This window comes from Pseudohalocynthiibacter aestuariivivens, assembly GCF_018457175.1.
Taxonomy (GTDB): domain Bacteria; phylum Pseudomonadota; class Alphaproteobacteria; order Rhodobacterales; family Rhodobacteraceae; genus Pseudohalocynthiibacter; species Pseudohalocynthiibacter aestuariivivens.
The window spans coordinates 108,921-126,121 of record NZ_JAGFNU010000007.1 but is presented as its reverse complement, the minus strand read 5'-3'; the positions used below and the strand labels follow the sequence as shown (position 1 = coordinate 126,121).

The window sequence follows — 17,201 nt, the reverse complement described above, 5'->3', positions numbered from 1 at the left end:
GCTTATTTTTCGCGCGAAAGATCTTTTAGCTCATAAACTAAGTCTAAAGCCTGCTTCGCCGTAAGTTCATCTGGCTGCGTTTCGTTCAGCCTTTCTTCAACCGCCGAAGATTTGGCCGGGACACTCGGCTGCGCTGTGGCCGCGATAGAAAAAAGCGGAAGATCGTCAATCAGCGCTTTCTGGCGAACCCCGCCTTCACGTTCACCTTTCTCCAACGCCTCAAGGACAACGCGCGCACGGTTGACAACCGCTTCAGGAAGGCCAGCCAGCTTCGCGACTTGCACTCCATAAGACCGGTCCGCGGCACCTTTTCGAACTTCATGCAGGAATATGACGTCGCCCTCCCACTCCTTGACAGCGACGGTTGAGTTTTCGACACCAGAGAGTTTTTCAGCGAGAGTGGTCATTTCGTGATAGTGGGTTGCGAAAAGCGCGCGGCATTTGTTGGCGTCGTGCAGGTGTTCGAGCGTTGCCCAGGCGATGGAAAGCCCGTCATAGGTTGCCGTTCCGCGCCCAATTTCGTCTAGGATCACGAAGGCTCGTTCATCTGCCTGATTTAAAATGGCAGCGGTTTCGACCATTTCCACCATAAAGGTGGAGCGCCCTCGCGCCAGATCGTCAGACGCCCCAACACGGCTGAACAGTTGCGAAACAAGGCCAATGCGCGCAGATTTTGCGGGTACAAAACAACCGATTTGCGCGAGCAGAGCGATAAGCGCGTTCTGACGAAGGAACGTTGATTTACCGGCCATATTTGGGCCAGTCAGCAACCATATACTTGCGCCGCCGCCAGGTTGAAACGCACAGTCATTCGCAATAAAGCCAGCACCACCCTGCTTTCGTAACGCAAGCTCAACCACCGGGTGTCGACCAGCGATGACCTCAAAATCACGGCTGTTGTCGACCGTTGGCTTACACCAGCCTTCGCCCGCAGCCAGATCAGCAAAAGCAGCCGCCAAATCAATTTCCGCAATCGCTGACGCGGCCGAAGAGACCTTATCCGAAACTGCCAAAACAGCCTCTTTTAAGGCGGCATAATGACGTTTTTCTATAGACAGGGCCCGCTGCCCAGCGTTCAAAATTTTCGTTTCTAGTTCGGAAAGGGGCACCGTTGTAAACCGAACAGCATTTGCTGTGGTTTGGCGATGAATAAAAACTTCTGACAGCGGCTCGGACAGCATTTTTGCCGCGTGTGTCGCTGTTGTTTCGATGAAGTAGCCAAGCACATTGTTATGTTTGATCTTTAGTGTAGAGATTCCGGTTTGATCGGCGTACTCGGTTTGCAATTTCGCAATGATGCCACGCCCCTCATCACGCAAAAGCCGGGCCTCGTCCAATTCTTCATCGTATCCTGGCGCGATAACGCCACCGTCGCGCAGCAGCAAAGGGGGTTCGGCAACGAGAGCCGCATCAAGCAGATCAAGCAATTTGTTGTGCCCATTAAGCGCGGTCGCCGAGATCCCCAAAAGCGGCGGTAGGTTTTCTTCTTTCAGGCGCTTGGAAATTTGTTGGCTCTGGCCGAGCCCATTACGAATGGCCGTAAGGTCCCGGGGGCCGGCACGGTCAAGCGCAAGCCTGGATAAAGCGCGGTCCATGTCCGGGCATTTTTTAAGCGTAGCGCGCAGGCCTGCCGTAAGTTTGCTTTTTTCCAGCAGATAGGAAATGGAATCCAGTCGCGCCCCTATGGTACTGAGATCCATCGAGGGGCTTGAGAGACGTTTCTCAAGCAACCGCCCACCGCCCGCTGTCACTGTTCGGTCAATCGCGGCCACTAAAGAGCCATCACGACCGCCCGCCATATTACACGTCAACTCAAGATTTCGTCGCGTAGCCGCGTCAATCTGCATGACCGCGCCCGCGCCTTCACGAACGGGTGGGCGCAGCAGTGGCAGGTTCCCCTTTTGCGTTATATCCAGATATTCGACAATCGCACCGAGGACCGACAATTCGACCCGGGAAAACTGACCAAAGGCATCTATCGTGTTAACATCGAACAGCGCAGTAAGACGCTTTTCCGAAGACGTACTGTCGAAACTTGATCGGGCGAGCGGAGTGAGAGAAACGTCCAAATCAGAGACTATATCAGCACAATCTGGTTCATTCTCATCAACAATAAGCAACTCTCGCGGTGCAAGACGCGCCAGTTCTGGCCCCAATCGGACAAGCGGGCAGGAGGTCACATGAAACTCGCCCGTTGAAATATCTGCCCAGGCAAGCGCTGCCTCATTTCTGACGGTTGCAAACGCAGCAAGGTAATTGTTTCGCCGTGCTTCCAGCAGTGAATCTTCGGTCAAAGTCCCGGGCGTAACAAGCCGAACGACGCCCCGCTTTACAACAGCCTTGTAACCACGCTTTTTCGCCTCGGCGGGGTCTTCAAGCTGTTCGCAAACGGCTACGCGAAACCCTTTGCGAATGAGGGTCAAAAAATATCCTTCAGCAGAATGCACCGGGACGCCGCACATCGGAATATCAGCACCGTTGTGCTTACCCCGCTTTGTAAGCGCAATATCGAGCGCAGCTGCCGCTGCCACAGCGTCGTCAAAGAACATCTCGTAGAAATCACCCATCCGATAGAACAAAAGCGCGTCTTTATACTGGGATTTTATCTCCAGAAATTGTGCCATCATTGGGGTTACAGTGGTGGTGCCGGCCGTCGCCATAGTCCTGATTTCTTCCTTTGCCTAACCTGCAACGTGACAATGCAATAAATCTGGTCGCTCTGCACCGCGAAAATGACCCGCATTGCGGGCGTTCGCAAGGAAGAGTTGAATCATCATATTGTACGAAACGGATTCTTGTGTAGGTTAAGCAGCCTTAGCTAGGGAAGACGAAAGATTATGGCGAATAAAAATAAAGTCACTGCAGAAGAGGCGCTCGCCTATCATATGGACCCAAAACCGGGGAAGTATGAAATATCGGCAACCAAGCCTATGACCACTCAGCGTGACCTGTCTTTAGCGTATTCGCCCGGTGTTGCTGTTCCGGTTGAGGCGATCGCAGAAAACCCAGAGCTCGCTTACGACTATACAACCAAGGGAAACATGGTTGCCGTTATTTCAAACGGTACCGCCATCCTGGGGCTTGGAAACTTGGGCGCGCTTGCGTCCAAGCCAGTGATGGAAGGCAAAGCCGTTCTTTTCAAACGCTTCGCGGATGTGAATTCGATAGACCTGGAGCTTGATACCGAGGATGCAGACGAGTTCATAAACGCCGTACGCCTGATGGGCCCCAGCTTTGGTGGCATCAACCTTGAAGACATCAAAGCGCCTGAATGCTTCATCATTGAACAGCGCCTTAAAGAAGTGATGGATATTCCGGTCTTTCACGACGACCAACACGGTACGGCGGTGATTTGCGCGGCAGGGCTTATCAATGCGCTTCATATTTCGGGTAAAAAGATCGAGGATTGCCGGATCGTTCTGAATGGAGCGGGCGCAGCAGGGATCGCCTGCATCGAGCTTTTAAAGTCTATGGGCGCACGTCATGATAACTGCATCGCTTGTGACACCAAGGGCGTAATTTATCAGGGTCGGGCTAAGGGGATGAACCAGTGGAAATCAGCCCATGCTGTCAAAACCAAACTACGCACCCTCGACGATGCGATGAAAGGCGCAGATGTGTTTTTGGGTGTTTCAGCCAAAGGCGCTGTGACGTCTGAAATGATCTCTAACATGGCGAAAGACCCGGTTATCTTTGCGATGGCGAACCCCGATCCGGAAATAACGCCAGAAGAGGCACATGCCGTTCGCGAGGACGCAATCGTTGCGACGGGCCGTTCTGATTACCCAAATCAGGTGAACAACGTTCTTGGCTTTCCTTACCTGTTTCGCGGAGCGCTTGATATTCATGCCCGCGCCATCAACGACGAAATGAAAATCGCTTGCGCGCGTGCACTTGCAGAACTAGCTCGCGAAGATGTACCGGACGAAGTTGCGATGGCCTATGGCCGCAAGCTGACGTTTGGCCGTGATTACATTATCCCAACACCGTTTGACCCCAGGCTGATCTACATTATCCCGCCGGCAGTTGCCCGTGCCGGGATGGACACGGGGGTCGCGCGTCGCCCCATTGTCGACATGGAAGGTTACCGCGAATCCCTGAAGGCCAGAATGGACCCGACGGCTTCAATGTTGCGGAGCATTCACACCCGGGCCAAAGCAGCACAAGCGCGCATGATTTTTGCTGAAGGTGATGATCCGAGGGTTCTTCGTGCAGCAGTTGCTTATCAACGTAGCGGCCTTGGAACGGCTCTTGTCGTAGGGCGTGAACAGGACGTGGTCGAAAAACTAAGCGCTGCCGGACTTGCAGAGGCGGTTTCAGAAATTGAAATCGTAAATGCCGCAAACACGACACATCTGGAAGAATATAAAAGCTTTCTTTACAAAAGACTGCAGCGTCACGGGTTTGACCATAGCGACATCCACAGGCTCGCGGCACGTGACCGGCACGTGTTTGCATCTTTGATGCTGGCGCACGGCCATGGCGACTGTATGGTTACGGGCGCCACGCGGAAATCTGCGAATGTGCTCCAACTCATCAACCATGTATTTGATGCAACGGCCGAAACTGGCGCAGTTGGCGTAACCGCTCTGCTACACAAAGGCCGCGTCGTTCTGGTTGCCGATACCTTGGTGCACGAGTGGCCGGATGCAGAAGATCTGGCCAATATTGCGGAACGTGGCGCAAGCGTCGCGCGCACTCTTGGTCTTGAGCCGCGTGTTGCTTTTGTGAGCTTTTCCACATTCGGCTATCCGGTGTCAGAGCGCGCCGAAAAAATGCACCTTGCGCCCGAGATTCTTGAAAAACGCGGTGTCGATTTCGAATTTGAAGGAGAGATGACAGTAGACGTTGCCCTGAACATGAACGCGATGGCGCATTATCCCTTTTCACGTCTGACAGGCCCCGCGAATGTTTTGGTTGTGCCTGCGCGCCATTCAGCGTCGATCTCTGTTAAATTGATGCAGGAGATGGCCGGAGCGACAGTCATCGGCCCGATTTTAATAGGTATCGATAAGCCTGTGCAGATCTGCGCCACGGGTTCCACCGTGAACGACATTCTGAACATGGCGGTGATTGCGGCAAATAGGGTCGGTTAGATGACCATTTTTAATCTTGGCTCGATAAATGCGGATTATTTTTATGATGTTCCGCACCTACCGAAGCCTGGTGAAACGCTGGCAGCGACCGGATTTCGGAAAGGGCTTGGCGGCAAGGGGGCAAACCAATCTGTTGCGGCGGTAAGGGCCGGGTCTGCTGTTGTGCATATAGGTTCCGTCGGAAAAGACGGGCGCTGGGCGGTAGAACGGATAAAAGAATTTGGGGTAGATGTCGCTAACATCGCAATTGTCGAAGTTCCGACGGGCCACGCAATAATCAACATCGACAAACATGCCGAAAACGCCATTGTTATCTTTCAAGGGGCGAATGCTGAACAAGATAAAGGACGCATTCTGCAGGCTCTAAACGGCGCTAAGCACGGCGATATTTTGCTTTTACAAAACGAAACATCGCTGCAATGCTTCACGGCAGCAAAGGCCGCAGAATTAGGAATGCGCGTTTTTTATTCAGCCGCACCCTTCTCTGTCGAAAAAACCAGAGAGATACTTCCGTTCCTTTCGGTTCTTGCGCTGAATGAAATTGAAGCGGAACAGCTTTGCGCCGAATTAGAGACGAATTTAGAAGATTTTCCTGTTTCAAACGTGCTCGTTACAAAAGGTGGAGAAGGGTCCGAGTGGCGGACTCATGCAACGGGGGGTATCGTAAAAACACGCGCGTTTGATGTTTCTGCGGTTGATACAACGGGTGCGGGCGACACCTTTGCGGGATATTTGGCTGCGGGGCTTGATCAGGAGATGGAAATAAGAGAGGCGCTCAAACTGGCGTCGGCAGCCGCGGCCATTAAAGTCACACGGCACGGAACAGCGGATGCGATCCCGCGTCGTGGTGACGTAGAAAAGTTTTTGGCGCTCAGAACTTAGTGATGGCTCGCAAATGGTGCGGCGGCACCCCAAAGCTCCTTAACGCGGCTGTCCCGGCCACAAGCCTGACGATATGCTTCATATGCGTCTGATTGCCGCTTTACGCCCCACCGCGTGATGATGCGGTTTCTGCCCCGGTAGTAGTTTTGATGTGATTCATCTGCGGGATAGAATCTGGACGCTGGCAAAATAGGGGTTACAATTCTTTGGCCCAACGCGCGCCTCGCCTCTGCCTTGCCGGCTTCAGCGGCTTGTCGTTGTGCTTCGCTTGTATAAAAAATCGCGGTCCGATAGCTGTCTCCCCGGTCGCAGAACTGACCACCAGCATCCGTTGGGTCAATTGACCGAAAGAACAAGTGAACAAGCTGGGGGTAGGTTATCCTTTCCGGATCGAATGTTATTGCAACGGCTTCAAGATGCCCGGTCCCGCCGTTTGAAACTTGACGGTATGTCGGATTCGCAGACGTTCCACCTATGAACCCGGAAACGGCACGGGTTACCCCGGAAACGCTTTCAAAATCTGATTCTACGCACCAAAAGCACCCCCCGGCGAAAATAGCCGTTTCCCTGGAGCCCGCATTTGCGCGAGAACAGTCGAGCACGACGGCGAATAGCATCACGACTGCCAAGACAACTATTTTGAACTGCGGTACTGTTTGAGACATAGATTTCCTCCTGCAGCCGAAACTCTGCGGTAGTATGCTGATTGCTACAAGTCACAGTCAGTTGTATTCACGAATAGGTGAACTCAGTTTATCATAAAACAGCAAAGAACGCCCCATTTTTGCCAATTTTCTGTGTACGCGGGTTTGTTTATAAAAGACCAAAGGCCACTAACAAGCCGGGTGTATGAAAAATGGATGGCAGAAGTTTATAATGCGCATCGCAATGTGGTCCGGACCAAGAAATCTTTCGACGGCAATGATGTACTCCTTTGGTTCGCGTCAAGATTTTGCTGTTTGGGATGAGCCCTATTATGCGGCATATCTCGCTGTAACTGGTCTGAAACATCCGATGGGCGATGCTATTATTGCGGCCGGTGACGTTTGTGCAAAACGCGTTTCGGAACGGTGCATTGGTCTTGTACCAGCTGGAAAGCCTCATTTTTATCAAAAACACATGACACATCATATGGTTGAGGGTTTTGACCGGGGCTGGATGAATAACGTTGTAAACGTCTTCCTGATTCGCCACCCGGCACGTGTTGTAGCGAGCTACGCCGCAAAGCGCGAAAACCCGACTCTAGATGACATTGGGTTTCGCCAGCAGGCAGAACTTTATGATGAAGTCCGGGATATGGGCGGTACGCCGCTTGTCATTGATTCGCACGACATTCGTGAAAATCCGAAGGGAATGCTGTCAAAACTATGCGAGGTGATCGGGCTTAACTTTGACCCTGCGATGTTAAGCTGGCCGGCCGGTGGTCATAGAGAAGACGGTGTCTGGGCCAAACACTGGTATGGCGCTGTTCACCGGAGCACCGGCTTTGCTGGCGCTGAGGGACGATTGCCACGTCTTAGTCCCGACTACGAAGCAGTCGCGCAGGAAGCGATGCCTTTCTATGAAAAACTGTCTTTAAAGAAACTGAGCCTTTAGGCCGCGACCATGGTTAAAGCAGCGATTTCATAAGGTTTTAAAACCGGGCGTGCATTTTGTGTCTGCCGATTACTTTTCGGATCGCTAAGTTCTGGAAAAAGCGAAAGAATCTCACGTAGCGTTTCTTTGTCCATCGCGTTTCGGATTGTGTCGCCAGGCAAAAAGCTTTCCGTTTGCAAGCCCTCGCTGACAATCACCTCGTGCCTGTCGAACAGGATGTGGTGATAGGTGACTTCTGCACAGGTCTGATCAATGAGGATCCCATTCTTTCCAACCAGGTATTTCGCTGGAACGAAAGCCTCTTCAAGGCCGGCCGTAAGTTCGACAGACCACCCGGACAGAAGAACCTTGTGTTGCGGCGAAAGCCTAAGATCCCTGTTGGGAGTGTCAGGGCCAAGCGCGCCCTTTGGAATAGCGATCGGCGCCATATGCGGCGCCTTCAGAAGATCGCGGTAAGAAAGCGTAGCCGAACCAACCCATCTCACGGTTTGAACACCGCTATCGTGCGTTGGGATTTTGTCACCAACGCGGAGCTTTTCTACGGCGCGCCAACCGCTTACCGTATGAATCCGCGTTCCGGTTACGAAGCAAGGCAACGCGGTATAATTAATCGGCGTGTAATTTGCGTAGGATTGCAAATTTACCGAGGACCCGGTGGTTGCCCCAGGAATACTGTCGCCCGCGTCGTTCATAATGAAGGACCGGGTCGTTCCGCCAATAACAAGCTGGAATGTTTTTATCGTCTGGGATGTTCCGCCGACCAAGCTGGTATCATTGTAACGGAAGGTATAGCCGGATGCCGTCCCCAAGGAGGTGGTAAAGGTCTGATCAGTCCCACTATCAGCACCGCTGTTCGCATCAAGAACACCGTCGTCGTCGTTTATGGTTAGTGTGACAACGTTTAAAATAGGCGACGTAGACCCACTGGAAACGTAGGAATTGTTCACCTCGTAAATCGTTATCGTCCGAACTGGCATTACCCTAAACCTAAACACAGCCGCAAATTGGCTTTATGAGCCAAAACGCGAAATAAAACCTAAACCTAGCGCTAATCTAAATATTAACTTTGGTTAAATTTTGGCTCAAAAGCCGGACTGCATCGCAATCCGGCCTTATTTAAAGCTGTTGTTTTTAAGGGTGTTTCGCCCGCGAAACGCGTCAGTGTGCCCTGCGATTTCGCATTGCGATTAAGCGCAATCTCAAGGCGTTGAGTTTGATGAAACCAGCAGCATCTTTTTGGTCGTATGCGCCTGCGTCATCCTCAAAGGTCACATGCTCTTCGGAATACAACGAATAATCTGACCAGCGGCCAACTGTACGCGCATGGCCCTTGTATAGCTTCATCCGTACCGTACCGGTGACAAATTCCTGGCTATGATCAATGGCGGCTTGCAGCATTTCACGCTCTGGGCTGTACCAAAACCCGTTGTATATAAGCTCTGCGTATTTTGGCATCAACTCGTCTTTTAGATGCATCGCGCCGCGGTCCATGGTGATGGATTCGATGCCTCGGTGCGCCTCGAGCAACAAAGTTCCGCCCGGCGTTTCATAAATACCGCGTGACTTCATGCCAACAAATCGACCCTCAACAAGGTCAAGACGGCCGATGCCGTGCTTTCCGCCAAACTCGTTTAGCTTGGTCAAAACCTCAGCCGGGCTCATCGTGACGCCATTAATTGAAACGGCGTCCCCTTTCTCAAAGCCAACCTCAATAAACTCGGGCTCGTTTGGTGCGTCTTCCGGGTGAACGGTGCGTTGATAGACATAGTCGGGCGCGTCATTTGCCGGGTCTTCCAGAACTTTTCCTTCGGAGGACGTGTGCAGAAGGTTGGCGTCAACGCTGAACGGTGCTTCTCCGCGCTTGTCCTTGGCTATGGGGATTTGGTTCTTTTCTGCAAAATCAAGCAAACGGGTTCTGCTGGTCAAATCCCACTCGCGCCAAGGGGCGATGACCCGAATATCAGGATTAAGCGCATAGGCAGAAAGCTCGAACCGAACCTGATCGTTGCCTTTACCCGTTGCGCCATGCGCAACAGCATCTGCGCCTGTTTCTTCTGCGATCTCGATCAGGCGTTTGGAAATCAGCGGCCGGGCGATGGATGTACCAAGAAGGTAGAGCCCTTCGTAGACAGCATTGGCACGAAACATCGGAAACACGAAGTCGCGAACAAATTCTTCGCGCACATCTTCAATAAAAATGTTTTTGGGCTTTATCCCCAACAGCTCTGCTTTGGCGCGCGCCGGTTCCAGCTCTTCGCCTTGGCCAAGGTCTGCGGTAAAGGTTACAACCTCGCAACCGTATTCGGTCTGTAGCCATTTCAAAATGATAGAGGTGTCTAGACCCCCGGAATAGGCAAGCACAACTTTTTTTGGGGCGGACATAAGGGACTCCCGTCGTCTGAGCAATCGCTCGGCGATTATCGGGTTTTTTGGTGCAGGGCAAGGCAAGCCGCAGAACAATGCTGCAAATGCGAGGTTTTCTTATTTGCGCGGTCGCCAATTATCCTCTCGGTCGCCGCAATTACGCTGGATCAGACTTGCACCAACACGTGCTTCAAGGCACATCTGGTATATGAATGACTTTTCCAAAAAAGCGCGCGCTGCAGAAGCAGAAATGCGCAGCGTGTTTCCAGAGACACCTTTGCTGCGAAATGATCACCTTTCGCAGCGATATGAGGCATCAATCTGGTTGAAACGAGAGGATCTTTCACCGGTCCGTTCTTACAAGATACGCGGTGCGTTTAACGCTATGCTCAAAGAGCTTGAGAAGAGGCCAGATCAGCACACTTTTGTGTGCGCAAGCGCCGGAAACCACGCACAGGGCGTGGCTTTTGTTTGTAAGCATTTTGGCGTTCATGGGGTAATCTTTATGTCCGTCACGACACCACAGCAAAAGGTTGATAAGACACGTATTTTTGGAGGCGATTCAATCGAAATTCGCCTTACCGGAGACTACTTTGACGACACCCTCAAATCTGCCGAGGCTTATTGCAAAGAGGTTGGGGCGCATTTTCTTTCTCCGTTTGATGATGACGATGTGATCGAAGGTCAGGCGTCGGTCGCGGCAGAAATTCTGGTACAGCTTTCCTGCGCGCCAGATATGATTGTTTTACCGGTTGGCGGTGGCGGCCTATCGGCGGGGATCCGTTCCTACCTTCGTTCAATAGGCGCCAAGACCGAACTTCGTTTCGTGGAGCCCAGCGGCGGCGCAAGCCTAACGGCGGCGGTCGCAGCGGGGGAGCCAGTGACGCTGGACAGCGTCAACAACTTTGTCGACGGGGCTGCGGTTGCCCGGATTGGAGAAAAAACCTTTAAGGCGCTTAAAGGTATCAAACCTGAAGATGTTCTTTTGTCGCCAGAAGACCGCATATGCGCAACGATGATCGAAATGCTGAATGTCGAGGGTATCGTTCTTGAGCCAGCGGGCGCGCTTTCTGTTGATGTGTTGCCGGAACTTGCCGATCAGATCAGGGGTAAAACGGTGGTCTGCATTACATCTGGTGGCAACTTTGATTTTGAACGGCTTCCCGAGGTTAAAGAGCGCGCTCAAAGATTTTCTGGCGTGAAGAAGTATTTTATATTGCGGCTACCCCAGCGTCCGGGCGCATTGAAAGAGTTTCTGGGTTTGTTGGGGCCGGATGATGACATTGCACGGTTTGAGTATTTCAAAAAATCGGCCCGAAACTTTGGCTCTGTTCTGATCGGGATAGAAACCAAGCGGCCCGAAAATTTCGATATTCTGTTTGAAAAACTGGCGAGTGCCGGCTTTACGTTCCGAGATATAACGAACGACGAAACGCTTTCCGAGTTCGTAATTTAGGCCGCGATTTTAACACCCGAAGACTGTAGAAATTCTTTTTTCGAAAGAGCATATGTTGAAAAAAGAGCTTCCAGATCAACATCTTCGGGACGACCCTGCGACGCGGCAACCTTGCTTGCCTGACAAATTGAACCAAGGTGAAGGAAGCCGAGGTTCAGCGCGCTGCCTTTCAGAAAATGCATTACTTCTTCGAAGGTATCAGGATCGGGTGCACATTTAAGGCGGGTCAAGGTTTCATCAACCTCTTCGAGAAAAAGCTCTACAACTTCGCCAAAATCTTCTTCACCAACTTCTTGCCGAAGCTCGTTAACGCGCGCCCAGTTTATCATTTCCACACCCTTTCCTCCGCGCTCTATACGGGACCTTTCGATGTTAGGGCGCAAAGCCTTAAAAATTGGTAACTCTCGCCATCTGGAACAGTTACATATTTATGATTCAGAACCGGTTAAGACTGCGCCGCTACGCAAAGGCTTGTAGCAACGCAATTACGTTTTGGTGTCGGGATGGCTTTCTTAAAACACGAGGTTTCAGAACAACCTCTGCAAACGCAGCTTCTTTCTGACAAAGTAATTCAATCTGTCCTTGTCGCTGATGACAGCAGGGTGCAGCGGAAAATTCTGACAGCGTATTTTAGACGTTGGGGCTATCTGGTGTCCGAGGCGGCGTCTGGTGAAGAGGCTCTGGAGATTTGCAAGACGCGAAACATTGATCTGATCGTCAGCGATTGGATGATGCCTGGAATGAATGGAGTTGAATTTTGTCGGGCATTTCGTGCACTGGAACGTGACAGCTACGGGTACTTCATCCTTCTCACGTCAAAAAGCGAAAAGGGAGAGATTGCAAATGGCCTCGACGGGGGTGCAGATGATTTTCTGACTAAACCCGTCAACGGGGGCGAACTGCGCGCGCGAATCGCCGCTGGAGAGAGAATTTTGAGAATGGAGCGGGAGCTAAACGAAAAAAACCGGCTTGTGGGCGAGACCCTTACGGAGATTCAGTCGCTCTACAACATTCTTGACCGTGACTTGATAGAGGCGAAAAAGCTTCAGCAATCTCTAGTGCGAGAGCGATACCGAGACTTTGGCGCTGCGCAGGTTTCGCTTTTACTACGACCAAGTGGGCACGTTGGCGGAGATTTAGTTGGCTTCTTTCCCATCAGTGAAATGAAAGTTGGTTTGTTCGGCATAGATGTTTCGGGACACGGAATCACCTCTGCACTAATGACAGCGCGCTTGGCGGGCTATCTTTCCGGCACGTCGCCGGACCAGAACATCGCCTTGGTTGTCGATGAGGGCGGGTCTTTTCAACCCCGGCCCCCCGCTGAAGCAGCGTCACTTCTTAATAAGCTTGTGCTGGAGGAGATGGAGACGGAGCATTATTTTACTCTGATGCTCGGAAACATCGATCTGAAAACCGGTTTGGTGACACTTTCACAGGCGGGGCACCCACATGCGGTCGTCCAGCGTGCTAACGGAACAACTGAAATTTTCGGCGACGGCGGAATGCCGGTAGGTTTGATTGAAGAAGCGGAGTTTGAAGAATTTCAGGTCAGACTTGAAAGGGGTGACAGGCTTTTGATTCCATCCGATGGAATTACGGAATGTCCAAGCGCAGAAGGAAACATGCTTGATAACAGTGGTTTGATGCGCCTGATGCAGCAAAACGCCAATATTAAGGGAGACACCCTTTTCGAAACCCTCCTATGGGACCTGACTAAATTTTCCGGAGAGCGCGACTTTCCGGATGATGTATCTGCCGTTTTGGTTGAATTTTCTGGCTAGCGTTAACCAATCCAGCTTTCCACAAAATGCCTGTCACCTGGATTGCCCAGTTCTTTTGCGGCGGTTTCTGCTGAAACCCAAAGTGCGGTGTGCCCCTCTTCGGTTGGGGGGCCAAGCTGAAGAACGGGACGTGCCATGTAGATGTGACATACTTTTTCAGCCCATAATGTGTATTCCGGCATGAAGACAAACCGACGAAACGCACCGACATAACGCGGAGCGGCAATTTTCCATCCCGTTTCTTCAAAAACCTCCCGGTGAAGCGCGGCAATTGCTGATTCTCCCGGATCGATCCCACCACCGGGCAACTGCAATTCCGATTCTGGTTCGTGCTGAAGAGTCACCAGCAAATCGGTGCCGCGCGCGAGAATCGCGTAGGCGCCAGGCCTCCGACGATAGCTGACACCCGCTTTAACCGACTTTCCAAACCGCCTGATCATTTGTTGCCTCTTTTCCGCTGTGGTTGCCCCGCCTATATACTCGCGGTATGCCAACGCAAGACGCGTAAGGGAACCCCATGTCACTAAGTACTCGAATCGCCTGGGATGATACTGTCCTGCCATTTCAACTTGATCGGTCAGACATTCGTGGCCGCGTCGCACGCTTGGATGGTGTTCTGGACAATGTTCTTGCACAACACGATTATCCGGCGCAGATCGAAGCACTGGTTGCAGAAGTTGCGCTTTTGACGGCGTTGATTGGCCAGACCGTCGATCTTCGGTGGAAGCTTTCGTTGCAGGTGCGCGGTGATGGCCCGGCGCGGCTTATCGCAACCGATTACTATGGACCGTCAAAAGACGGAGAGCCAGCGCGCGTTAGGGCATATGCCAGCTTTGACAAGGAAAGGCTGGATTCATCCAAGACACCGTTCAGTCAGATTGGCAGCGGGTACTTTGCGGTCATGATTGATCAGGGCGAAGGGATGGTGCCGTATCAGGGGCTCACGCCCCTCGCCGGGGGCTCACTTTCCGCATGTGCAGAGTCTTATTTCGCGCAATCAGAGCAATTGCCAACTCGTTTTGAATTGACCTACGGACGCTCAAAAATCGCAGGAGGACCTGAAACCTGGCGCGCAGGAGGAATCATGCTGCAACACATGCCAAAAGCATCCCCTTTCGCAGACGGAGAGGGAGGGAGCGGCGAAAACGGTGTTTTGATTGCGACAGACCTTCTTGATGAAGAAACTGCAGAAAATTGGAACCGCGCGAATATCCTGCTGGATTCTGTCGAAGAGATGGAGCTGGTCGGCCCCTCCGTACATCCGACGGATTTGCTCGTTCGGCTTTTTCACGAGGAAACCCCGCGTGTCTACGACGCCCAGCCCATCAAGTTTGGATGCAGTTGTTCTGAAGAAAGGGTTCGGAGCAGCCTTTCGATCTACTCGGCAAAAGACATTGGACACATGACCACTGACGAGGGCACGGTAACGGCTGATTGTCAGTTTTGCGGGGCGCACTATGTGCTTGACCCCAAAACCCTTGGATTTGAAGCGGAAAGAAAGCCAGATAATGGGGCCTGAACCCTACAGCGAATTTATTGCAGCGCTGAGCTGCCCTGGAACGGAGTCGTCTGATTTTGACCTAAATCCAAACGTGCAACTGCCAGAAAACCGCGTATTGCGGCCGGCAGCTGTTCTTGTTCCGATACAGGCACTGGCAGGCGAATTGCACCTGGTTTTGACGAAACGCGCCTCTGGTTTAAAGCATCATCCTGGTCAGATCGCGTTTCCGGGCGGCAAGGTCGATGCCACGGACAATGGCGCAGAAGACGCAGCACTTCGTGAAGCAGAAGAAGAGATTGCGTTGCCGCGCGAGCGCGTCGAGATTCTCGGTACCTTACCGTGCCATGAGACTGTCACTGGTTTTTCAGTTGTGCCCGTTCTGGGCTTAATTAGAGACAAATTTGTGCCTGTCCCAGAGCCCGGCGAGGTTGAAGAGGTGTTCTCTGTTCCTCTGGATCACGTCACAAATCCGGATAGATATTCTGTGCAATCAAGATATTGGCGGGGACAGCGGCGCTACTACTATACCGTACCGTTCGGTCCCTATTATATATGGGGCGCAACCGCACGAATATTGCGCGGGCTTGCGGAAAGGTTGAATTGATGACGCGCGTGGTAGGTGACTGGGTTTCAGCCGAACCAACACAAGCCGTTTTTCGCGCGCTCACGGATGCGGGTCACAAAGCGTACTTCGTTGGTGGTTGCGTAAGAAATGCGCTTATCGGCGCGTCTGTATCCGACATCGATATCTCAACGGACGCTCGCCCGGACCGGGTTATGGAACTTGTGGAATCGGCCGGCTTGAAAGCTGTTCCGACAGGCATAGACCACGGGACAGTAACGGTCGTTTCAGGCGGTATCCCGCATGAAATAACCACGTTTCGCCGTGATATTGAAACGGATGGCCGCCGCGCCGTTGTCGCGTACTCGGACGCTGTGATCGATGACGCCCGCCGAAGAGATTTTACCATCAACGCAATTTACGCCAGCGCCGACGGTACGGTTCTTGACCCGTTGGACGGGCTGCCAGATCTAGAAGCGCGGCGTATTCGATTCATCGAAGACGCGGACAGGCGTATCAAGGAAGACTACCTTCGCATCCTTCGGTTCTTTCGTTTCTACGCATGGTACGGTGATCCAGCAGGCGGCATGGATGCCGAGGGGTTGGCTGCCTGTGCCGCGAACATTTCAGGTATAGCGTCGCTTTCGAAGGAACGCATTGGCGCAGAAATGAAGAAGCTCCTTTCGGCACCCGATCCCGCGCCAGCTGTCGCAGCCATGCAGCATACTGGGGTGATACAATGTGTTTTGCCCGGGTCTGACGCCAAGGCGCTTTCTGTTTTGGTTCATGTTGAACAGGAAACGAAAACCGCTCCTGATCCGATACGCAGGCTTGCGGCGTTGGGCGGAAACGGGCAGGGCGCGGCATTGCGTCTTTCACGCGATGAGGCGGGCAAACTTGACCTTCTTGTCAAGAATGTCGGTCAGGGTTCCGCAGCCGCCGTCTTGGGTTACAAGCTTGGTGAGAAGGCGGCGTTTGATGTATGTTTGTTAAATTTCGCGTTGTTAGAGACAGTTTTACCCCCAAAAGTAAGGCTAGAAATACAACGAGGTGCGAAAGCAGTCTTTCCAATCAAGGCTGCGGATTTAATGCCAGACCTGATTGGCGAAACCTTGGGCGCGCATCTGAATCATTTAGAATCTGAATGGATCGCATCAGATTTTAAACTGACAAAAAAGGCGCTTCTGTCTTGATCTTTTGTTGGGCCAGACACAGGTTTCTGTCAGCCTTACAGACCCAACAGGAACGCGCATGACCTACGATAGCCTTCTGGCACTGATCGGCCTTGCCTTTACGGCTGCCTTCACGCCCGGCCCAAACAATGCGCTTGTCGCGAGTTCCGGTGCGAATTTCGGCTATCGTTCGACGCTGCCGCATATTCTGGGAATTGCGCTGGGCTTTTCTTTTATGGTTTTTATGGTTGGCTTCTTTCTTGGCGCTTTGTTTGAACAAAGTCAGTTCATGCGGGAAATACTTCGTTGGGGCGGTGCGGGCCTATTGTTGTATATCGCCTGGAAGATCGCCACGAGCGGCGGCCTTTCTTCAGGAACAAACTCTGCCCGGCCATTCCACTTTATTGAAGCGGCGGGTTTTCAATGGGTCAATCCAAAGGCCTGGGCGATGGCCATTGCAATACCCGCACAATTCATTACAGGCGAAAACCAAGTGCTTTCTGCTTTAATTGTTGCGGCGGTATTTCTGGTCGTAGGCGTGTCTTCGGCGTCTAGCTGGGCGCTTGCCGGGCAGGCATTAACGCGCTGGATAAACACTGCGGATCGCCTGAGATGGTTCAATGTTGCGATGGGCGTCATGATCGCTGGTTGCGTTGTTCTGATCTTTTTGGAGTAGGCAAACCCGTTGCTAATCTCGATTTTATGCCGCTAATCGAAGCTGGCAGCACAGCGTCGTCTTGAAGTTACCGCTAACCTAGTGTTCCTTAGGAGAGCGAAAACACCTTTCAACG

15 protein-coding genes are annotated in these 17,201 nt (G+C 52.3%); 9 read left to right on the top strand and 6 right to left on the bottom strand.

Annotated elements, in window-relative coordinates:
- Positions 1-2: 2 nt before the first annotated feature.
- On the bottom strand, positions 3-2,660 hold the full coding sequence (gene mutS / locus J4E70_RS11870; RefSeq protein WP_246531720.1) for a DNA mismatch repair protein MutS: 2,658 nt from the start codon (positions 2,658-2,660) through the stop codon (positions 3-5).
- A 177-nt stretch (positions 2,661-2,837) separates the two neighbouring features.
- On the opposite strand from mutS, the gene J4E70_RS11865 reads away from it, so the two are divergent.
- Both J4E70_RS11865 and J4E70_RS11860 read left to right on the top strand, forming a co-directional pair.
- Entirely contained in the window at positions 2,838-5,096 is a 2,259-nt protein-coding gene (locus tag J4E70_RS11865) for an NADP-dependent malic enzyme (protein WP_213889646.1), read from the top strand.
- A complete protein-coding gene (locus tag J4E70_RS11860; RefSeq protein WP_213889644.1) occupies positions 5,097-5,978 on the top strand; it encodes a ribokinase in 882 nt (293 codons plus the stop codon).
- On the opposite strand, the gene msrA is transcribed toward J4E70_RS11860, so the two are convergent.
- Positions 5,975-6,643 carry a peptide-methionine (S)-S-oxide reductase MsrA gene (gene msrA / locus J4E70_RS11855; protein WP_213889643.1) on the bottom strand — a complete coding sequence of 223 codons (669 nt, stop codon included), beginning with the start codon at positions 6,641-6,643 and terminating at the stop codon, positions 5,975-5,977. The genes J4E70_RS11860 and msrA overlap by 4 nt on opposite strands.
- A 211-nt stretch (positions 6,644-6,854) precedes the next feature.
- On the opposite strand from msrA, the gene J4E70_RS11850 reads away from it, so the two are divergent.
- Positions 6,855-7,574 (top strand): sulfotransferase-like domain-containing protein, encoded by a 720-nt coding sequence (locus tag J4E70_RS11850; RefSeq protein WP_213889642.1) that lies wholly within the window; start codon positions 6,855-6,857, stop codon positions 7,572-7,574.
- Here J4E70_RS11850 and J4E70_RS11845 read toward each other — a convergent pair.
- Positions 7,571-8,551, bottom strand: coding sequence for a Hint domain-containing protein (locus tag J4E70_RS11845; protein WP_213889641.1), 981 nt, complete (start codon positions 8,549-8,551; stop codon positions 7,571-7,573). The genes J4E70_RS11850 and J4E70_RS11845 overlap by 4 nt on opposite strands.
- A gap of 181 nt (positions 8,552-8,732) precedes the next feature.
- Entirely contained in the window at positions 8,733-9,956 is a 1,224-nt protein-coding gene (locus J4E70_RS11840) for an argininosuccinate synthase (protein WP_213889640.1), read from the bottom strand.
- Between the two features lie 190 nt (positions 9,957-10,146).
- Between J4E70_RS11840 and ilvA the strand changes: the two genes are divergently transcribed.
- Positions 10,147-11,394, top strand: a complete 1,248-nt coding sequence (gene ilvA, locus J4E70_RS11835; RefSeq protein ID WP_213889639.1) for a threonine ammonia-lyase IlvA — start codon at positions 10,147-10,149, stop codon at positions 11,392-11,394.
- Here ilvA and J4E70_RS11830 read toward each other — a convergent pair.
- Complete coding sequence (locus J4E70_RS11830; RefSeq protein ID WP_213889638.1) at positions 11,391-11,723, bottom strand: Hpt domain-containing protein; 333 nt, start codon at positions 11,721-11,723, stop codon at positions 11,391-11,393. The genes ilvA and J4E70_RS11830 overlap by 4 nt on opposite strands.
- Before the next feature lie 174 nt (positions 11,724-11,897).
- On the opposite strand from J4E70_RS11830, the gene J4E70_RS11825 reads away from it, so the two are divergent.
- Positions 11,898-13,175 (top strand): PP2C family protein-serine/threonine phosphatase, encoded by a 1,278-nt coding sequence (locus tag J4E70_RS11825; RefSeq protein ID WP_213889637.1) that lies wholly within the window; start codon positions 11,898-11,900, stop codon positions 13,173-13,175.
- Between the two features lie 2 nt (positions 13,176-13,177).
- Here J4E70_RS11825 and J4E70_RS11820 read toward each other — a convergent pair whose 3' ends face one another.
- The gene (locus J4E70_RS11820; RefSeq protein ID WP_213889636.1) at positions 13,178-13,615 is read right to left on the bottom strand and encodes an NUDIX hydrolase; all 438 of its coding nucleotides are present in this window, start codon (positions 13,613-13,615) and stop codon (positions 13,178-13,180) included.
- Positions 13,616-13,692: 77 nt separating this feature from the next.
- Here J4E70_RS11820 and hslO point away from each other — a divergent pair, with 77 nt between their 5' ends.
- From hslO to J4E70_RS11800, 4 genes are read left to right on the top strand one after another with little or no spacing between them, the layout of a single operon-like run.
- Positions 13,693-14,694 (top strand): Hsp33 family molecular chaperone HslO, encoded by a 1,002-nt coding sequence (hslO, locus tag J4E70_RS11815; protein WP_213889634.1) that lies wholly within the window; start codon positions 13,693-13,695, stop codon positions 14,692-14,694.
- A complete protein-coding gene (locus tag J4E70_RS11810) occupies positions 14,684-15,280 on the top strand; it encodes a CoA pyrophosphatase (protein WP_213889633.1) in 597 nt (198 codons plus the stop codon). Before hslO ends, J4E70_RS11810 begins: the two co-directional genes overlap by 11 nt.
- Positions 15,280-16,431, top strand: coding sequence for a CCA tRNA nucleotidyltransferase (locus J4E70_RS11805; RefSeq protein WP_213889632.1), 1,152 nt, complete (start codon positions 15,280-15,282; stop codon positions 16,429-16,431). The genes J4E70_RS11810 and J4E70_RS11805 overlap by 1 nt, the downstream gene beginning before the upstream one ends.
- 58 nt (positions 16,432-16,489) lie before the next feature.
- A complete protein-coding gene (locus J4E70_RS11800) occupies positions 16,490-17,086 on the top strand; it encodes a LysE family translocator (protein ID WP_213889630.1) in 597 nt (198 codons plus the stop codon).
- Positions 17,087-17,201: the final 115 nt, after the last annotated feature.